The organism is Escherichia coli DSM 30083 = JCM 1649 = ATCC 11775, assembly GCF_003697165.2.
Lineage (GTDB): Bacteria > Pseudomonadota > Gammaproteobacteria > Enterobacterales > Enterobacteriaceae > Escherichia > Escherichia coli.
This window is the reverse complement of sequence record NZ_CP033092.2, coordinates 1345510-1360544: the sequence shown is the minus strand read 5'-3', so window position 1 is coordinate 1360544 and position 15035 is coordinate 1345510. Positions and strand designations below refer to the sequence as shown.

Here is a 15035-nt window from a genome sequence, read left to right as displayed (position 1 = left end):
TTTGCTTGTCGCTTTTCACTAAACATCCGACAATTTAGCCTAACCCCGGCAAAAATGGAGATGCCTATGTCCACGACATGGTTTGTAGGAGCCGACTGGCTCGCCGAACATATTGATGACCCGGAAATTCAGATTATCGATGCCCGCATGGCGTCGCCTGGACAGGAAGATCGTAACGTTGCTCAGGAGTATCTGAATGGACATATTCCAGGCGCAGTGTTTTTTGATATCGAAGCGCTTTCTGATCACACTTCCCCGCTTCCGCACATGCTGCCGCGCCCGGAAACGTTCGCCGTGGCGATGCGTGAATTAGGCGTTAACCAGGATAAGCACCTGATTGTCTATGACGAAGGTAATCTTTTCTCAGCCCCACGAGCATGGTGGATGCTGCGCACCTTTGGTGTAGAGAAAGTGTCGATTCTGGGTGGTGGACTTGCAGGCTGGCAGCGTGATGATCTGCTATTAGAGGAAGGCGCAGTAGAGCTGCCGGAAGGAGAGTTTAACGCCGCGTTTAATCCTGAAGCCGTGGTGAAAGTAACCGATGTATTATTGGCAAGCCATGAAAATACGGCGCAAATTATTGATGCCCGCCCGGCTACACGTTTTAACGCAGAAGTTGATGAACCTCGCCCAGGTTTACGTCGCGGACATATTCCCGGTGCATTGAACGTTCCGTGGACGGAACTGGTACGTGAAGGCGAACTAAAAACGACCGATGAACTGGATGCGATATTTTTTGGTCGCGGTGTCAGCTACGACAAACCAATTATCGTCAGCTGCGGTTCTGGTGTAACAGCAGCCGTGGTTTTGTTGGCACTTGCGACGCTGGATGTGACAAACGTGAAACTGTACGACGGCGCATGGAGTGAATGGGGCGCACGGGCAGATTTACCGGTTGAGCCCGTAAAATAAGCTTTTTACAGGCAATAAAAAACCGCCGAATCTGGCGGTTTTTTATTGCTGGTCTGGTTCGCGGCCTTTCCAGCAGGTTGTATTACCGTAGTAATGCAAGCGCGTCTCAGCGGACACAATACTCGCCAGTAACTCTCTTTTTGTCAAGTAAAAGAGAGTTATTATTGTTCTGTTAGTGTATTATCCACTGCGGCCCTTTCCGCCGTCTCGCAAGCGGGCGCTGGCTTAAGGAAAGGATGTTCCGCGACCGTTAGGGCAAGCGCGTCTCAGCGCTTGCTATCGCGGCAATATCGCCAGTGGTGCTGTCGTGATGCGGTCTTCGCATGGACCGCACAATGAAGATACGGTGCTTTTGTATCGTACTTATTGTTTCTGGTGCGCTGTTAACCGAGGTAAATAATAACCGGAGTCTCTCCGGCAACAATTTACTGGTGGTTAACAACCTTCAGAACAGCAAGTAAGCCCGAATGCCGCCCTTTGGGGCGGCATGTTTTAAATTATCCGGTTCTGTTTAAAGTCACGCAAAAAACCACCCCAGCGACGTTCATAGAATGGCGCAATATGTTCGGTAATAAAGTGGCTAATACCTTTTTCCCCTTTTTTCACCTGACAAATATCGATGGGTTCATCGCCAGGTAATGTATCGGTCGCTACACTTCCCGCCGCCTGAATAATTTCTTCGATATCACCATCGGCTTCAATGCCAATAAGTAAATTAGGCTGTGCCTCTTCGTTCTCTTTAATTGAACAAATAAAAGCACGCTTCACCGGCTTAATGGTTTTAAATAAGGTGGTAAGTGAATCAATCATTTGCGCTGGCGGCTCTGCGACCTCCGATAATATCAGCGATTCACCGCCTTCCAGTACTTCCTGGCTACTCAGCGGATTCCCTTCTTCACCAATCAACAAACTGATTTCACGCGGCATAAACTCTTTACCGGTTGGCAGTTTGGCATTAAGGAAGAGCGTTTCGCCAAGGGTCATCTCAAACAATGTGCGAACGGGCATTACGACAAATGCCTGTTCGTCTTCAACCGCCTGTTGAAGTGCTTCTAACGAGGTAAAAAAAGGAATGACGCTGGTGCCGTCTTCTTTTTCCCAGTGCTGTAAATCAAGCGCGCTATCTTCAACTACTGCCTCGCCCTGCGCCGCCGTACCAGGCACCCAGACGGTGGATTCCAGTAGAGTACGGAAAAAGGCCGGGCGGTGAGCCGGTTCGGTTGCTGCTTTTTCCAGCAGGTCTTCAAGTTCGTTTTTTGTTTCGGACATAAGAACCACAATTCATTCAACGTTCGGGGAGCAAGTGCCTGATGCGCCACGCTTATCAGGCCTACAAGGGAGTCGCAATCTATTGGATTTTCGCAATTTGTAGGCCGGATAAGGCGTTTACGCCGCATCCGGCATATTAGTTTACGCCGTTAACAGATTAGCAATCGTGCGCACACCAAGTCCCGTAGCACCCGCAGACCACTGTTCAACCGGCGCTTTACGGTAAGTCGCCGAGCAGTCGATATGCAGCCAGCCTTGCTGATAGTTCTCAACAAAGTGCGACAGGAAGCCCGCCGCTGTGCTCGCGCCTGCCGGATACGCCGCGCTTCCGGTGTTGTTCAGTTCGGCAAAGTTAGACGGCAATTGATTGCGGTGGAACTCCGCCAGCGGCAGACGCCAGAACGGTTCATTCTCCTGCGCGGCACTCGCCAACAAGCGACCGGCAAGCGCATCGTCAAAACTGAACAGCGCGTGATAATCATTACCCAGCGCGGTTTTCGCCGCCCCGGTGAGGGTCGCCGCATCAATGATCAGTTCCGGTTTCTGCGCACTGGCATCAATCAGGCCATCGGCCAGCACCAGACGCCCTTCGGCATCAGTGTTCATCACTTCAACTTTTTTACCGTTGCGATAGGTAATAATATCGCCCAGTTTGAACGCGTTGCCGCTGATCAGGTTATCCGCACAACAGAGGAACAGCTTCACGCGCTTGTTCAGTCCGCGCGTAATGGCAAATGCCAGCGCCCCGGTAACCGTTGCCGCGCCGCCCATGTCCGACTTCATCGAGTCCATAAACGCAGTCTGTTTGATGCTGTAGCCGCCGGAATCAAAAGTGATGCCTTTACCAACCAGGCACGCGTACACTGGCGCTTCTTTATCGCCAGTTGGGTTGTAATCCAGCGCCAGCAATACCGGAGAACGTTCTGAACCGCGCCCGACCGTGTGCAGCCCCATATAACCTTGCTCACGCAGATCTTCGCCTTTGGTGATCCGGTAAGTCACACGATCCCCTGCGACGTTGCTGATCAGATCAACAGCACGCTGTGCCAGTTGCGATGGCCCCAGCTCTTCTGCCGGTGCGTTGATGGTGTCACGCACCCAGTCGATGATCATCAGGCGGTTATCCAGTTCCTGACGCTGGGCATCGTCCAGATCCGGCCACTCCACTTTACGTATGCCTTTCGGGGCTTTGTAACCTTGCCAGAATGCCCAGCAGCGATCCGCATCCCAGCCTTCACCGCTTAACTGAACATGCTTGATGCCCAGACCGTCAATCTTGCGCGCCGCACGCTGGATCAACCCCAGATCGTCTGCCCCGTTCAAATGCAGGGTAATGCCATCATTATTAATGCTGTAAGTCGCTTTTTCTCCCCAACGTGCGTCGGCAGGTTGGGTCGAGAGGGTAATCTTCATCGCTTCTGTCATTTTAGTTATCCTTATTCGTTTAACAGCAAAACGGGCTACCCCCAGGCAGCCCGTTCATTTACTCGGCCTCGTCAAGCCAGACCAACAAAATCGCTTCGAGGATTTTCTCGTTGGATGCCTGCGGGTCGTCGTCGAAATCTTCCAGATCGCAAATCCACTGATGCATATCGGTGAATCGAACCGTTTTCGGATCAAGATCGGGATACGCATCGTACAGTGCTTCGCCAATTTCGCGGCTATCCGTCCACTTAAGTCCCATACTAACCTCTGTTAATGCTCACGCGCATGGTTGATAGTGTAACGCGGGATTTCGACCACTAAATCTTCGTCGGTAACGCGCGCCTGGCAGCTTAAACGGCTTTCCGGCTCCAGTCCCCAGGCTTTGTCCAGCATGTCGTCTTCCTGCTCTGAGCTTTCCGGCAGCGAGTCAAAACCTTCACGAACGATGCAGTGGCAGGTGGTGCAAGCACAGGATTTTTCACAGGCGTGTTCAATCTCGATACCGTTACGCAGCGCAACGTCGAGAATGGTTTCACCACTATTCGCTTCCAGAACAGCGCCATCAGGGCAGAGATCCTGATGAGGCAAAATAACAATCTTTGGCATATTAAACCTCGTCCACGGAATGGCCTTTCAGCGCACGACGAACCGACTGGTCCATGCGGCGAGCGGCGAAATCCTGGGTTTGTTTGTCTACGTTTTTAATCGCTTGTTCGATGGCGTCAACATCATCGCCCTGCGCCACTTCACTCAGGTGAGCGGCAGCATCGTCAATGACCTGACGCTCTGCGGCGCTTAACAGCGCGGCATCAGCAGCCAGCGCGCCGTGCAGACTTTCCAGCACACGCGCCGCTTCTACTTTTTGTTCTGCCAGCATTCGGGCTTTTACGTCCTGCTCGGCATAGCTCATTGAGTCTTTAATCATCGAGGCGATTTCGCTGTCGGTCAGGCCATAAGAAGGTTTGACCTGAATAGACGCCTCAACGCCGGTGGATTTCTCCATCGCCGTCACGCTCAAAAGACCGTCGGCATCGACCTGGAACGTCACGCGAATATGCGCGCCGCCAGCCGGTAGCGCCGGGATACCACGCAGTGCAAAACGCGCCAGCGAGCGGCAGTCCTGCACCAGTTCACGCTCACCCTGCATTACATGGATAGACATCGCCGTCTGACCATCTTTAAAGGTGGTGAAATCCTGGGCGCGAGCCACCGGAATCGTGGTATTACGCGGAATCACTTTCTCCACCAGGCCGCCCATCGTTTCGAGGCCCAGCGACAGTGGGATCACATCAAGCAGCAGCATTTCGCTGTCTGGCTTGTTACCCACCAGAATATCCGCCTGAATCGCCGCGCCAATAGCGACGACTTTATCCGGGTCGATGGAAGTCAGCGGTGGACGACCGAAAAATTCGCCTACCCGTTCACGCACCAGCGGCACGCGAGTAGAACCGCCCACCATCACCACTTCCAGCACTTCATCAGCTTCTACACCCGCGTCTTTCAGCGCGCGACGACAAGCCAGTAAGGTTCGTTTTACCAGTGGCGCGATCAGTTCATTGAATTGTTCACGGCTGATTTCGCCCTGCCAGCCCGCAACGTTAACGGTCACGGAGTCCGCATCACTCAGCGCGATTTTGGCCGCAATGGCGGCATCCAGCAGTTCACGCTGAACGCGGTTATCGCTACGATCAGGAATGCCCGCCTGCTCGCGAATATAATCCGCCAGCAGATGGTCGAAATCATCGCCGCCGAGCGCGGAATCACCGCCGGTTGCCAGCACTTCAAACACGCCGCGACTTAAGCGCAGAATGGAAATATCAAACGTCCCGCCGCCGAGGTCATAAACGGCGATCACGCCTTCCTGACCGGAATCCAGCCCGTAGGCGATAGCCGCAGCGGTCGGTTCGTTAAGTAAGCGCAGAACATGCAACCCCGCCAGACGCGCCGCGTCTTTGGTGCCCTGACGCTGGGCATCGTCAAAGTACGCCGGAACGGTGATAACTACACCATCCAGCTCGCCTGCCAGGGCTTCAGTTGCCCGCGCCGCCAGTGCTTTGAGGATGTCCGCAGAAACGCGCACCGGGTTCAGCAGCCCCGCCGCCGTTTCAATCATCGGCAGGCCATTTTCGCTGGCCTGGAATTGATAAGGCAGATGCGGATAGCGTTGCTGGATATCAGCCAGCGAGCGCCCCATCAGGCGTTTAACAGAACTAATGGTGTTGGCGGTGTCGAGCGCTGCGTTAGTACGCGCGTCATAACCCACCGAATGCCCTTGCTGTTGATAGTGAACAACAGATGGCAACAGGTGACGGCCTTCATGGTCAGCTAACGTTTCGGCCTGACCGCTGCGCACTGTCGCCACCAGCGAGTTGGTTGTGCCCAGGTCAATACCGGCCGCCAGACGACGCTGATGCGGCGCAGCACTCAAACCAGGTTCACTAATTTGTAATAAGGCCATGTTTAGCTTCCAGAAATTAAAAATCGAGCAGTTTTTCTTCGAGTTGTTCGGCACTGCTTCGCAGTTTATCGAGAAAACGCAGCTTACGCACGGTATCCGCCGCCGCGTCCCACGTCTCGTTGTCTAACTGTTCAACCATCAACTGATGGCGGGTATCAAACATCTTTTTCACACGTTTGATAAAGCTTTCCAGCCGCGCTTCATCTTTCGCCTGTTCGATCTCGTCCAGTTCTTCGCGCAGCTCCAGCTGTTCCATCAGGAACGCGGTGTCGCGCACAGTATGCTGCTCACTGGCGAGATCAAAACCGTGCAAAGAAAGCAAATATTCCGCGCGCATTAACGGATGACGCAGCGTTTGCCAGGCCTGGTTAATGGTTGCAGATTGCTGTACGGCGGCGAGTTGTTCCGCCTGGCTTCCGCTGGCGAATTTATCAGGATGATACTGACGTTGTAGATCCTGAAAACGCAGGCTCAGCGCCTGGGTATCGAGTTGATAACGGGCAGGCAAGCCAAAGAGGGTGAAGTAATCCATAACATTCTCAGGGCTGCGATCCGCCGCGATAACGGCGAATCAGGTAAAACAAACCCCACGCGCAGGCGACCACGGTGGGGTTATCGGTATGCGCATCAAACGTGGAAGCTTTCGCCGCAACCACACTCATCTTTGACGTTCGGGTTGGTGAATTTAAACCCTTCGTTAAGGCCTTCTTTGACGAAGTCCAGCTGCGTACCGTCCAGAAATTGCAGGCTTTTGCCATCGACCACGACTTTCACGCCTTTGTCTTCAAACACGATGTCTTCCGGCGTCGGTTCGTCAACAAATTCCAGTACATAAGCCATACCTGAACACCCGGAGGTTCTCACGCCCAGACGCAGGCCAAACCCTTTACCGCGGTTAGCCAGAAAGGTATTTACTCGCGCTGCTGCACTGTCGCTCAGTGTAATCGACATAACCAAACCTCAACTCTTATTTTGCTTCACGTTTGCTTTTATAGTCCGCAATGGCGGCTTTGATCGCGTCTTCTGCCAGAATAGAACAGTGAATTTTCACCGGCGGCAGTTCAAGTTCTTCAGCAATATCGGTGTTTTTGATCGCCTGTGCTTCGTCGAGAGACTTCCCTTTCACCCATTCGGTGACCAGGGAGCTGGAAGCGATAGCGGAACCGCAGCCGTAAGTTTTAAAACGCGCGTCTTCAATGATACCTTCATCGTTGACTTTAATCTGCAACTTCATCACGTCGCCACAGGCCGGTGCACCCACCATGCCGCTGCCGACGTTCTCGTCGTTGTTGTCAAAGGAACCCACGTTACGCGGATTCTCGTAATGGTCGATAACTTTTTCGCTGTAAGCCATTATAAATTCTCCTGATTCCGATACCGATTAATGATGAGCCCATTCGATGCTGTTCAGATCCACGCCCTGCTTGTACATTTCCCACAGCGGAGAAAGGTCACGCAGACGACCGATGGATTTACGAACTAACTCGATGGTGTAGTCGATCTCTTCTTCAGTAGTAAAACGACCTAAAGAGAAACGGATAGAGCTATGTGCCAGCTCGTCGTTCAGCCCCAGCGCGCGCAGCACGTAGGACGGTTCGAGGCTTGCTGACGTACAGGCGGAACCTGAAGAAACCGCGAGGTCTTTCAGCGCCATAATCAGCGACTCACCTTCAACGTAGTTGAAGCTGACGTTGAGAATGTTCGGCGCACCGTGTTCCAGGTCACCGTTCAGGTAAACTTCTTCGATATCTTTGATGCCGTTCCACAGACGGTTACGCAGGCCGCGCAGACGTTCCATCTCGGTCGCCATCTCTTCTTTTGCGATGCGATAGGCTTCGCCCATACCGACGATCTGGTGAACAGGCAGAGTGCCGGAACGCATACCGCGCTCGTGACCGCCGCCATGCATTTGTGCTTCGATACGTACGCGCGGTTTACGACGCACATACAGCGCACCAATACCTTTCGGGCCATAGATTTTGTGACCGGAGAAAGACATCAGGTCAACTTTCAACTGGCTCAGGTCGATAGGCAGTTTGCCCACGCTCTGGGTTGCATCAACGTGATAGATAATGCCACGAGCACGGCACATTTCGCCGATAGCCGCGATATCCTGCACCACGCCGATTTCGTTATTTACGTGCATGATGGAAACAAGGATGGTGTCGTCACGCATCGCTGCTTCGAGTTCTTTCAGGTCGATAATGCCATTACGCTGCGGTGCCAGGTAAGTGACTTCAAAACCTTCGCGCTCCAGCTGACGGCAGGTATCCAGTACCGCTTTATGTTCGGTTTTACTGGTGATGATGTGCTTGCCTTTTTTCTGATAAAAGTTGGCTGCACCTTTGATCGCCAGGTTGTCAGATTCGGTTGCACCAGAGGTAAAGACGATTTCACGCGGATCAGCGCCGACCAGATCGGCAATCTGATTACGGGCGATATCTACCGCTTCTTCAGCCTGCCAGCCGAAACGGTGAGAACGGGAGGCCGGGTTACCAAAGGTTCCGTCCATCGTCATAAACTGCATCATTTTCTCGGCAACACGCGGGTCCACCGGCGTGGTTGCGGAGTAGTCGAGATAAATCGGTAATTTCATTGCTCTATAAACTCCGTACATCACTCAATGCAAGGAACCAGGCTACCGGCTGGATGTACGACCGTGTTTACGGAGTGTTTAGCACTCCGGCCTGATTCTGAATTCTTTTTATTAAGCGCGTAACTTAACGTCGATCGCGTCTTGTGTGCGGGTGCGTGGCGCGTCGTGAGTATGCTGACGACCAGACACATCCAGCACTTCCTGGTTATTAACCAGTTCGCCTAAAGTAATGTTATTGAGAAAACCGGTAAGACGGTCGCTCAAATCACGCCACAGCGCGTGGGTCAGGCATTTATCGCCGCCCTGGCAGCCGCCTTTACCCTGACAACGGGTGGCATCTACAGATTCGTCAACGGCGCTAATCACTTCGCCAACGGCGATGCTGCTGGCATCTTTGCCTAACAGATAACCACCGCCTGGTCCACGTACGCTGGAAACCAGACCATTTTTACGCAGACGGGAAAACAGTTGTTCCAGATAAGAAAGGGAAATTCCCTGACGTTCGGAAATATCAGCCAACGGTACCGGGCCCGCTTCAGAGTTGAGCGCAACGTCAAGCATTGCGGTCACGGCATAGCGCCCTTTAGATGTCAGTCTCATGTCTTACTTCACCTCAAACTCGCCCCTGCCCGGGGTTTTTTATTGTAAAAGTGGGGGTATTGCATAGCAGGGTCAAGTCTGACATTCCCGAGTAAATTGGTCAACTATTTACTTGACTGATTTAGTCGGGTATTTAACCTTCAGTGCCATTTTTTATCGTGGCGTTTGTACCTGTTGTCGGATGCGGTGTGAACACCTTATCCGACCTGGGATTCCGTGCACTTACAGGCCTGATAAGACGCGTTAAGCATCGCATCAGGCAACCACTGTTATTCGGCCTTGTTACCTTTATTCTGCTGCTCAATAGAAGCCAGAATCCCGCGCAGGATATTCAATTCCTGGCTTTCCGGGCGTGCACGGGTAAACAGACGGCGCAATTTATTCATCACCTGCCCCGGATGGTTTTCACGGATAAAACCGGTTGCCAGCAGCGTTTGCTCCAGATGACCATAAAAACGCTCCAGATCATCGACCAGCGGATACGGCGTCTCTTCATGCTCGACCTGCTCGCCATTTTCCTGAGTTGCCAGCCAGGCCATGCGCACTTCATAGGCAATAACCTGAACCGCCATCGCCAGGTTCAGCGAACTGTATTCCGGGTTAGCCGCAATCGCGACATGATAATGGCATTTCTGCAACTCTTCATTGGTCAAGCCGACGCGCTCGCGACCAAACACCAGCGCCACCGGGGTATTTGCCGCTTCAGCGACGCTTTTCAGACCGCATTCGCGCGGGTCGAGCATCGGCCACGGCAGCGTGCGGGAGCGAGCGCTGGTGCCCACCACCAGACTACAACCGGCTAACGCTTCGTCGAGCGTATCGACGATGTGAGCATTACCAATCACATCGCTGGCCCCTGCTGCCAGGGCAATCGCCTGGGAGTCTGGTTTCACTAGTGGATTAACCAGCCACAGATTGGTTAATCCCATTGTTTTCATGGCACGGGCAACAGAACCCATATTGCCGGTGTGTGACGTCTCCACCAGCACAATTCGAATATTTTGCAGCATTGTCTTTCTTCATCTAAAGATTATTCACGCATCTTATCATAAAACGAAGACAGATGCCGATCTCGCTGCTATACTCTGCGCCGTTTTCCCGTTCTTTAACATCCAGTGAGAGAGACCGATGCATCCGATGCTGAACATCGCCGTGCGCGCAGCGCGCAAGGCGGGTAATTTAATTGCCAAAAACTATGAAACCCCGGACGCTGTAGAAGCGAGCCAGAAAGGCAGTAACGATTTCGTGACCAACGTAGATAAAGCTGCCGAAGCGGTGATTATCGACACGATTCGTAAATCTTACCCACAGCACACCATCATCACCGAAGAAAGCGGTGAACTTGAAGGTACTGATCAGGATGTTCAATGGGTTATCGATCCACTGGATGGCACTACCAACTTTATCAAACGTCTGCCGCACTTCGCGGTATCTATCGCCGTTCGTATCAAAGGCCGCACCGAAGTTGCTGTGGTATACGATCCTATGCGTAACGAACTGTTCACCGCCACTCGCGGTCAGGGCGCACAGCTGAACGGCTACCGTCTGCGCGGCAGCACCGCTCGCGATCTCGACGGTACTATTCTGGCGACCGGCTTCCCGTTCAAAGCAAAACAGTACGCCACTACCTACATCAACATCGTCGGCAAACTGTTCAACGAATGTGCAGACTTCCGTCGTACCGGTTCTGCGGCGCTGGATCTGGCTTACGTCGCTGCGGGTCGTGTTGACGGTTTCTTTGAAATCGGTCTGCGCCCGTGGGATTTCGCGGCAGGCGAGCTGCTGGTTCGTGAAGCAGGCGGCATCGTCAGCGACTTCACCGGTGGTCATAACTATATGCTGACCGGTAACATCGTTGCTGGTAACCCGCGCGTTGTTAAAGCCATGCTGGCGAACATGCGTGACGAGTTAAGCGACGCTCTGAAGCGTTAATGACTCAGGCGGGTGATATCACTCACCCGCCCTCGCCTTTCAGGCGCTATTCCGAAATACTTCCTCACCGCTTTACTTTCTTTCGTCACTCTCCCACCATCTTTCCCCGATTAATGGATGATAAAGAAGTCGCAAGGAAAGGTTATGGCGCTGCCAGTGAACAAACGCGTTCTCAAAATTCTGTTTATTCTCTTTGTTGTTGCCTTCTGCGTTTATTTAGTGCCGCGCGTCGCCATCAACTTCTTCTATTATCCTGACGATAAAATATACGGTCCCGACCCCTGGTCGGCGGAATCCGTCGAATTTACGGCTAAGGACGGTACTCGTCTGCAAGGCTGGTTTATTCCTTCTTCGACGGGCCCTGCTGACAACGCCATCGCAACCATCATTCATGCTCACGGCAATGCCGGAAATATGTCCGCCCACTGGCCGCTGGTCAGTTGGTTACCCGAGCGTAATTTCAACGTTTTTATGTTTGATTATCGCGGGTTTGGTAAATCAAAAGGCACGCCGTCCCAGGCCGGATTGCTGGACGATACGCAAAGTGCCATCAATGTGGTGCGCCATCGCAGTGATGTAAACCCACAACGGCTGGTGCTGTTCGGGCAGAGTATTGGCGGGGCGAATATTCTGGATGTTATTGGTCAGGGTGATCGTGAAGGCATACGTGCGGTGATCCTCGACTCCACCTTTGCCTCTTATGCGACCATTGCCAACCAGATGATCCCCGGCAGTGGCTACTTACTTGATGAGAGTTACAGCGGCGAAAATTACATCGCCAGCGTCAGCCCGATCCCGCTTTTACTCATTCACGGTAAAGCTGATCACGTTATCCCATGGCAGCACAGTGAAAAGTTGTATAGCCTGGCAAAAGAACCAAAACGGTTGATCCTAATCCCGGATGGCGAACACATTGATGCTTTTTCCGATCGTCACGGCGATGTTTATCGCGAACAGATGGTGGATTTTATTCTTAGCGCGTTGAATCCGCAGAACTAACCCATGATCGCTAGCACGATAATCATTCACAAAACCACCTTAAGACATGCTAATCCACTGGTCAGAACAGTTTAAAATGAGAAAAATTCTGTGATGCTTGCCAACATTTCTGATGATTAGCATTCCCTTCGCCATTTCCCTGAGCAAACTTTAGCTATTCTTATCAATTATGCTTATGGGAGATCTACAGATGATGCCTACGCTTGCTCCACCATCTGTCCTTTCGGCTCCCCAGCGCCGCTGCCAGATCTTGCTGACGCTCTTTCAGCCGGGGTTGACCGCCACCACGGCAACTTTCAGCGAGCTTAATGGTGTGGATGATGATATTGCCAGTCTTGATATCAGCGAAACAGGACGGGAGATCCTGCGCTATCATCAACTCACACTGACTACTGGTTATGACGGTAGCTACCGGGTTGAAGGTACAGTGCTTAACCAACGTTTGTGTTTATTTCACTGGCTACGACGTGGTTTCCGTCTGTGTCCGTCATTTATTACCAGCCATTTCACCCCCGCCCTGAAGAGTGAACTGAAGCGGCGCGGAATTGCGCGTAACTTTTACGACGATACCAATCTACAAGCGTTAGTGAATCTCTGCTCCCGACGGCTGCAAAAACGCTTTGAAACGCGCGATATTCATTTCCTGTGTCTGTATCTGCAATATTGTTTGCTGCAACACCACGCTGGAATTACGCCTCAGTTTAATCCGCTCCAACGTCGCTGGGCGGAATCCTGCCTTGAATTTCAGGTAGCGCAGGAAATTGGACGCCACTGGCAGCGTCGGGCGCTCCAGCCTGTACCGCCTGATGAGCCACTGTTTATGGCATTACTTTTTTCCATGTTGCGGGTTCCCGATCCACTGCGGGATGCGCATCAGCGGGACAGGCAACTGCGTAAGTCTATCAAACGTCTGGTAAACCACTTTCGTGAGCTGGGAAATGTTCGTTTTTATGATGAACAGGGGTTATGCGATCAGCTTTATACCCACCTCGCCCAGGCGTTAAATCGCAGTTTGTTTGCCATCGGTATTGATAACACCCTGCCGGAAGAGTTCGCCCGCCTGTATCCACGCCTGGTGCGCACCACCCGCGCGGCGCTGGCTGGATTTGAAAGTGAATACGGCGTCCATCTTTCTGATGAGGAAAGCGGTCTGGTCGCGGTGATTTTTGGTGCCTGGCTAATGCAGGAAAACGACCTGCATGAGAAACAGATTATTCTACTGACCGGGAATGATAGCGAGCGAGAAGCGCAGATTGAGCAGCAGCTACGCGAACTAACGTTACTGCCGCTCAACATTAAACATATGTCGGTAAAGGTATTTTTGCAGACAGGCGCTCCGCGCGGCGCGGCACTGATTATTGCTCCTTATACCATGCCGTTACCGCTCTTTTCACCACCGCTGATCTATACGGACCTGACGCTGACAACACATCAACAGGAGCAGATCCGCAAAATGCTCGAATCAGCATGAGGGAACAACTTTCGGGCGCAAAAACATTGCCGGAAGCGCCACCAGCGCCATCACCCAGAACACGCCGTGGCCGAGATATTGATACAGGAAACCGGCGAAAACGGTCATGATGGCGATACTGCCGCCCATCGCGACGGCAGAGTAAACCGCCTGTAAACGGATGACTTCGCTACCCTGGCGAGCAGCAATATAGCGCATGGCAGCCAGGTGGCAGACCGTGAAGGTACCGCAATGCAGAATTTGCACCACTATCAACCACGGCAACGCCGTAGTTGCTCCCATAATGCCCCAGCGCACTACGCCGCAAATCGCCGAGATCAACAGCATATCGCGTGCACTACAACGGCGGAAAAGTTTATTACTCAGCGCAAAGATAATGACTTCCGCCACCACGCCCAGCGACCACAAATACCCCACCGCCGAGGCCGAGTAGCCAGCTGCCTGCCAGTAAATGGCGCTAAAACCGTAATAGGCCGCATGTGCCCCCTGCAATAAACAAACGCAGGCCAGAAAGCGCCAGTTCTGGCGAACCAACGCCAACCACGCAGACCAGCCGGTGCTCTCCTGCTGGCGGCTTGCCCCTTGTGGCTGAATCGTCGGACGGATGAGAAAGCCGAGCAGCATGGATGCCACGCCCAACGTCAACAGCGCGAGGATCACCCGATAATCAAACATACTGACCAGTTTGCCCGTCAGCGCCGAGCCAATGACAAACGCCACCGAGCCCCACAGTCTCACTTTGCCGTAATCAAGCGGGAACTGCTTTTGCCACGTATTCGCCAGTGCATCGGTCAACGGTACCAGCGGTGAGAAAAAGAGGTTAAAGCCAATCATCACCAGCATCAGCCACGCTACGTGCGCCCCCGCCCAGAAGGCGACAGCAAAGAGAAGTGTCAGCAGTGCCAGCACGCGCAAGGCGGAAATCAGGCGGGAAGGATCGCTGACGCGGGGCGCGATGAGCAAACTCCCGAGGAAACGGGCAACCAGACCCGCCCCCAATAACAGGCCGATGGTTTCTGGCGTTAAACCAATCCCTTTAAGCCAGACGCTCCAGAAAGGTAGAAAAATGCCGTAACTAAAAAAGTATGTGAAATAGCCGAGCGCCAACCAGCGCGTGGATTGCAAAACCATGAGTCCCTCCCGTCAGGAGGCGTTAGTCTGAGGTTAATCGAATGTTGGTGCAAGTTGAAAAATAAGAATATTCGAGCCTGCTTCCTGACGGTTATCCTGCATATCAGGAAATGACAAAAAAGAGCGGCCCACAACACAACATGTAAAAAAGAACGATGAAACAGGTGAAAATCGCAATTTATTGAACTGACAAACTCATGTGAGACGGATAAGGCGTGCATGTCGCATCCGGCAGGAAACAA

17 protein-coding genes are annotated in these 15035 nt (G+C 52.7%); 5 read left to right on the top strand and 12 right to left on the bottom strand.

The features are described 5' to 3' along the window. Nucleotides 1–66 precede the first annotated feature (66 nt). Together sseA and timP are read left to right on the top strand one after the other, a co-directional pair. Entirely contained in the window at nucleotides 67–912 is an 846-nt protein-coding gene (gene sseA, locus EAS44_RS07560) for a 3-mercaptopyruvate sulfurtransferase (protein WP_000108634.1), read from the top strand. 335 nt (nucleotides 913–1247) lie between these two features. Next, entirely contained in the window at nucleotides 1248–1373 is a 126-nt protein-coding gene (timP, locus tag EAS44_RS25690) for a small toxic inner membrane protein TimP (RefSeq protein WP_001363539.1), read from the top strand. 31 nt (nucleotides 1374–1404) lie between these two features. Here timP and sseB read toward each other — a convergent pair whose 3' ends face one another. The 11 genes from sseB to trmJ form a co-directional block, all read right to left on the bottom strand. After that, complete coding sequence (gene sseB, locus EAS44_RS07555; protein WP_001298396.1) at nucleotides 1405–2181, bottom strand: enhanced serine sensitivity protein SseB; 777 nt, start codon at nucleotides 2179–2181, stop codon at nucleotides 1405–1407. 141 nt (nucleotides 2182–2322) lie between these two features. Continuing rightward, nucleotides 2323–3606, bottom strand: coding sequence for an aminopeptidase PepB (pepB, locus tag EAS44_RS07550; RefSeq protein WP_000133562.1), 1284 nt, complete (start codon nucleotides 3604–3606; stop codon nucleotides 2323–2325). 58 nt (nucleotides 3607–3664) lie between these two features. Further along, nucleotides 3665–3865 carry a Fe-S cluster assembly protein IscX gene (gene iscX / locus EAS44_RS07545; RefSeq protein ID WP_000523616.1) on the bottom strand — a complete coding sequence of 67 codons (201 nt, stop codon included), beginning with the start codon at nucleotides 3863–3865 and terminating at the stop codon, nucleotides 3665–3667. An 11-nt stretch (nucleotides 3866–3876) separates the two neighbouring features. Continuing rightward, the gene (gene fdx, locus EAS44_RS07540; RefSeq protein WP_001124471.1) at nucleotides 3877–4212 is read right to left on the bottom strand and encodes an ISC system 2Fe-2S type ferredoxin; all 336 of its coding nucleotides are present in this window, start codon (nucleotides 4210–4212) and stop codon (nucleotides 3877–3879) included. A 1-nt stretch (nucleotide 4213) separates the two neighbouring features. After that, nucleotides 4214–6064, bottom strand: coding sequence for a Fe-S protein assembly chaperone HscA (gene hscA / locus EAS44_RS07535; RefSeq protein ID WP_001196613.1), 1851 nt, complete (start codon nucleotides 6062–6064; stop codon nucleotides 4214–4216). Nucleotides 6065–6080: 16 nt separating this feature from the next. Beyond that, entirely contained in the window at nucleotides 6081–6596 is a 516-nt protein-coding gene (gene hscB, locus EAS44_RS07530) for a co-chaperone HscB (protein ID WP_000384413.1), read from the bottom strand. A 95-nt stretch (nucleotides 6597–6691) separates the two neighbouring features. Next, nucleotides 6692–7015, bottom strand: a complete 324-nt coding sequence (iscA, locus tag EAS44_RS07525) for an iron-sulfur cluster assembly protein IscA (RefSeq protein ID WP_000028953.1) — start codon at nucleotides 7013–7015, stop codon at nucleotides 6692–6694. Nucleotides 7016–7031: 16 nt separating this feature from the next. Beyond that, nucleotides 7032–7418, bottom strand: a complete 387-nt coding sequence (gene iscU / locus EAS44_RS07520; RefSeq protein ID WP_000331707.1) for a Fe-S cluster assembly scaffold IscU — start codon at nucleotides 7416–7418, stop codon at nucleotides 7032–7034. Between the two features lie 27 nt (nucleotides 7419–7445). Then, complete coding sequence (iscS, locus tag EAS44_RS07515; protein ID WP_001295373.1) at nucleotides 7446–8660, bottom strand: cysteine desulfurase; 1215 nt, start codon at nucleotides 8658–8660, stop codon at nucleotides 7446–7448. A gap of 111 nt (nucleotides 8661–8771) precedes the next feature. Further along, nucleotides 8772–9260, bottom strand: coding sequence for a Fe-S cluster assembly transcriptional regulator IscR (gene iscR / locus EAS44_RS07510; RefSeq protein ID WP_001241357.1), 489 nt, complete (start codon nucleotides 9258–9260; stop codon nucleotides 8772–8774). Between the two features lie 269 nt (nucleotides 9261–9529). Then, complete coding sequence (trmJ, locus tag EAS44_RS07505; protein WP_000940019.1) at nucleotides 9530–10270, bottom strand: tRNA (cytosine(32)/uridine(32)-2'-O)-methyltransferase TrmJ; 741 nt, start codon at nucleotides 10268–10270, stop codon at nucleotides 9530–9532. Nucleotides 10271–10388: 118 nt separating this feature from the next. Here trmJ and suhB point away from each other — a divergent pair, with 118 nt between their 5' ends. From suhB to csiE, 3 genes are all read left to right on the top strand, one after another. Beyond that, on the top strand, nucleotides 10389–11192 hold the full coding sequence (gene suhB, locus EAS44_RS07500; protein ID WP_000553451.1) for an inositol-1-monophosphatase: 804 nt from the start codon (nucleotides 10389–10391) through the stop codon (nucleotides 11190–11192). Between the two features lie 144 nt (nucleotides 11193–11336). Beyond that, nucleotides 11337–12191: an alpha/beta hydrolase gene (gene yfhR / locus EAS44_RS07495; protein ID WP_001350883.1), complete on the top strand. Its 855-nt coding sequence runs from the start codon at nucleotides 11337–11339 to the stop codon at nucleotides 12189–12191. Nucleotides 12192–12381: 190 nt separating this feature from the next. Beyond that, nucleotides 12382–13662 (top strand): stationary phase inducible protein CsiE, encoded by a 1281-nt coding sequence (csiE, locus tag EAS44_RS07490; protein ID WP_000983019.1) that lies wholly within the window; start codon nucleotides 12382–12384, stop codon nucleotides 13660–13662. Here csiE and hcaT read toward each other — a convergent pair. Then, nucleotides 13654–14793 carry a 3-phenylpropionate MFS transporter gene (gene hcaT, locus EAS44_RS07485; RefSeq protein WP_000244186.1) on the bottom strand — a complete coding sequence of 380 codons (1140 nt, stop codon included), beginning with the start codon at nucleotides 14791–14793 and terminating at the stop codon, nucleotides 13654–13656. The two genes, csiE and hcaT, sit on opposite strands and share 9 nt — an antisense overlap. Nucleotides 14794–15035 lie beyond the last annotated feature (242 nt).

What these genes read in the sequence shown, in the direction of transcription:
- sseA (WP_000108634.1), top strand. Translation starts at nt 67, where the DNA reads ATGTCCACGACATGGTTTGTAGGAGCCGACTGGCTCGCCGAACATATT.
- timP (WP_001363539.1), top strand. Translation starts at nt 1,248, where the DNA reads ATGAAGATACGGTGCTTTTGTATCGTACTTATTGTTTCTGGTGCGCTG.
- sseB (WP_001298396.1), bottom strand. Translation starts at nt 2,181, where the DNA reads ATGTCCGAAACAAAAAACGAACTTGAAGACCTGCTGGAAAAAGCAGCA.
- pepB (WP_000133562.1), bottom strand. Translation starts at nt 3,606, where the DNA reads ATGACAGAAGCGATGAAGATTACCCTCTCGACCCAACCTGCCGACGCA.
- iscX (WP_000523616.1), bottom strand. Translation starts at nt 3,865, where the DNA reads ATGGGACTTAAGTGGACGGATAGCCGCGAAATTGGCGAAGCACTGTAC.
- fdx (WP_001124471.1), bottom strand. Translation starts at nt 4,212, where the DNA reads ATGCCAAAGATTGTTATTTTGCCTCATCAGGATCTCTGCCCTGATGGC.
- hscA (WP_001196613.1), bottom strand. Translation starts at nt 6,064, where the DNA reads ATGGCCTTATTACAAATTAGTGAACCTGGTTTGAGTGCTGCGCCGCAT.
- hscB (WP_000384413.1), bottom strand. Translation starts at nt 6,596, where the DNA reads ATGGATTACTTCACCCTCTTTGGCTTGCCTGCCCGTTATCAACTCGAT.
- iscA (WP_000028953.1), bottom strand. Translation starts at nt 7,015, where the DNA reads ATGTCGATTACACTGAGCGACAGTGCAGCAGCGCGAGTAAATACCTTT.
- iscU (WP_000331707.1), bottom strand. Translation starts at nt 7,418, where the DNA reads ATGGCTTACAGCGAAAAAGTTATCGACCATTACGAGAATCCGCGTAAC.
- iscS (WP_001295373.1), bottom strand. Translation starts at nt 8,660, where the DNA reads ATGAAATTACCGATTTATCTCGACTACTCCGCAACCACGCCGGTGGAC.
- iscR (WP_001241357.1), bottom strand. Translation starts at nt 9,260, where the DNA reads ATGAGACTGACATCTAAAGGGCGCTATGCCGTGACCGCAATGCTTGAC.
- trmJ (WP_000940019.1), bottom strand. Translation starts at nt 10,270, where the DNA reads ATGCTGCAAAATATTCGAATTGTGCTGGTGGAGACGTCACACACCGGC.
- suhB (WP_000553451.1), top strand. Translation starts at nt 10,389, where the DNA reads ATGCATCCGATGCTGAACATCGCCGTGCGCGCAGCGCGCAAGGCGGGT.
- yfhR (WP_001350883.1), top strand. Translation starts at nt 11,337, where the DNA reads ATGGCGCTGCCAGTGAACAAACGCGTTCTCAAAATTCTGTTTATTCTC.
- csiE (WP_000983019.1), top strand. Translation starts at nt 12,382, where the DNA reads ATGATGCCTACGCTTGCTCCACCATCTGTCCTTTCGGCTCCCCAGCGC.
- hcaT (WP_000244186.1), bottom strand. Translation starts at nt 14,793, where the DNA reads ATGGTTTTGCAATCCACGCGCTGGTTGGCGCTCGGCTATTTCACATAC.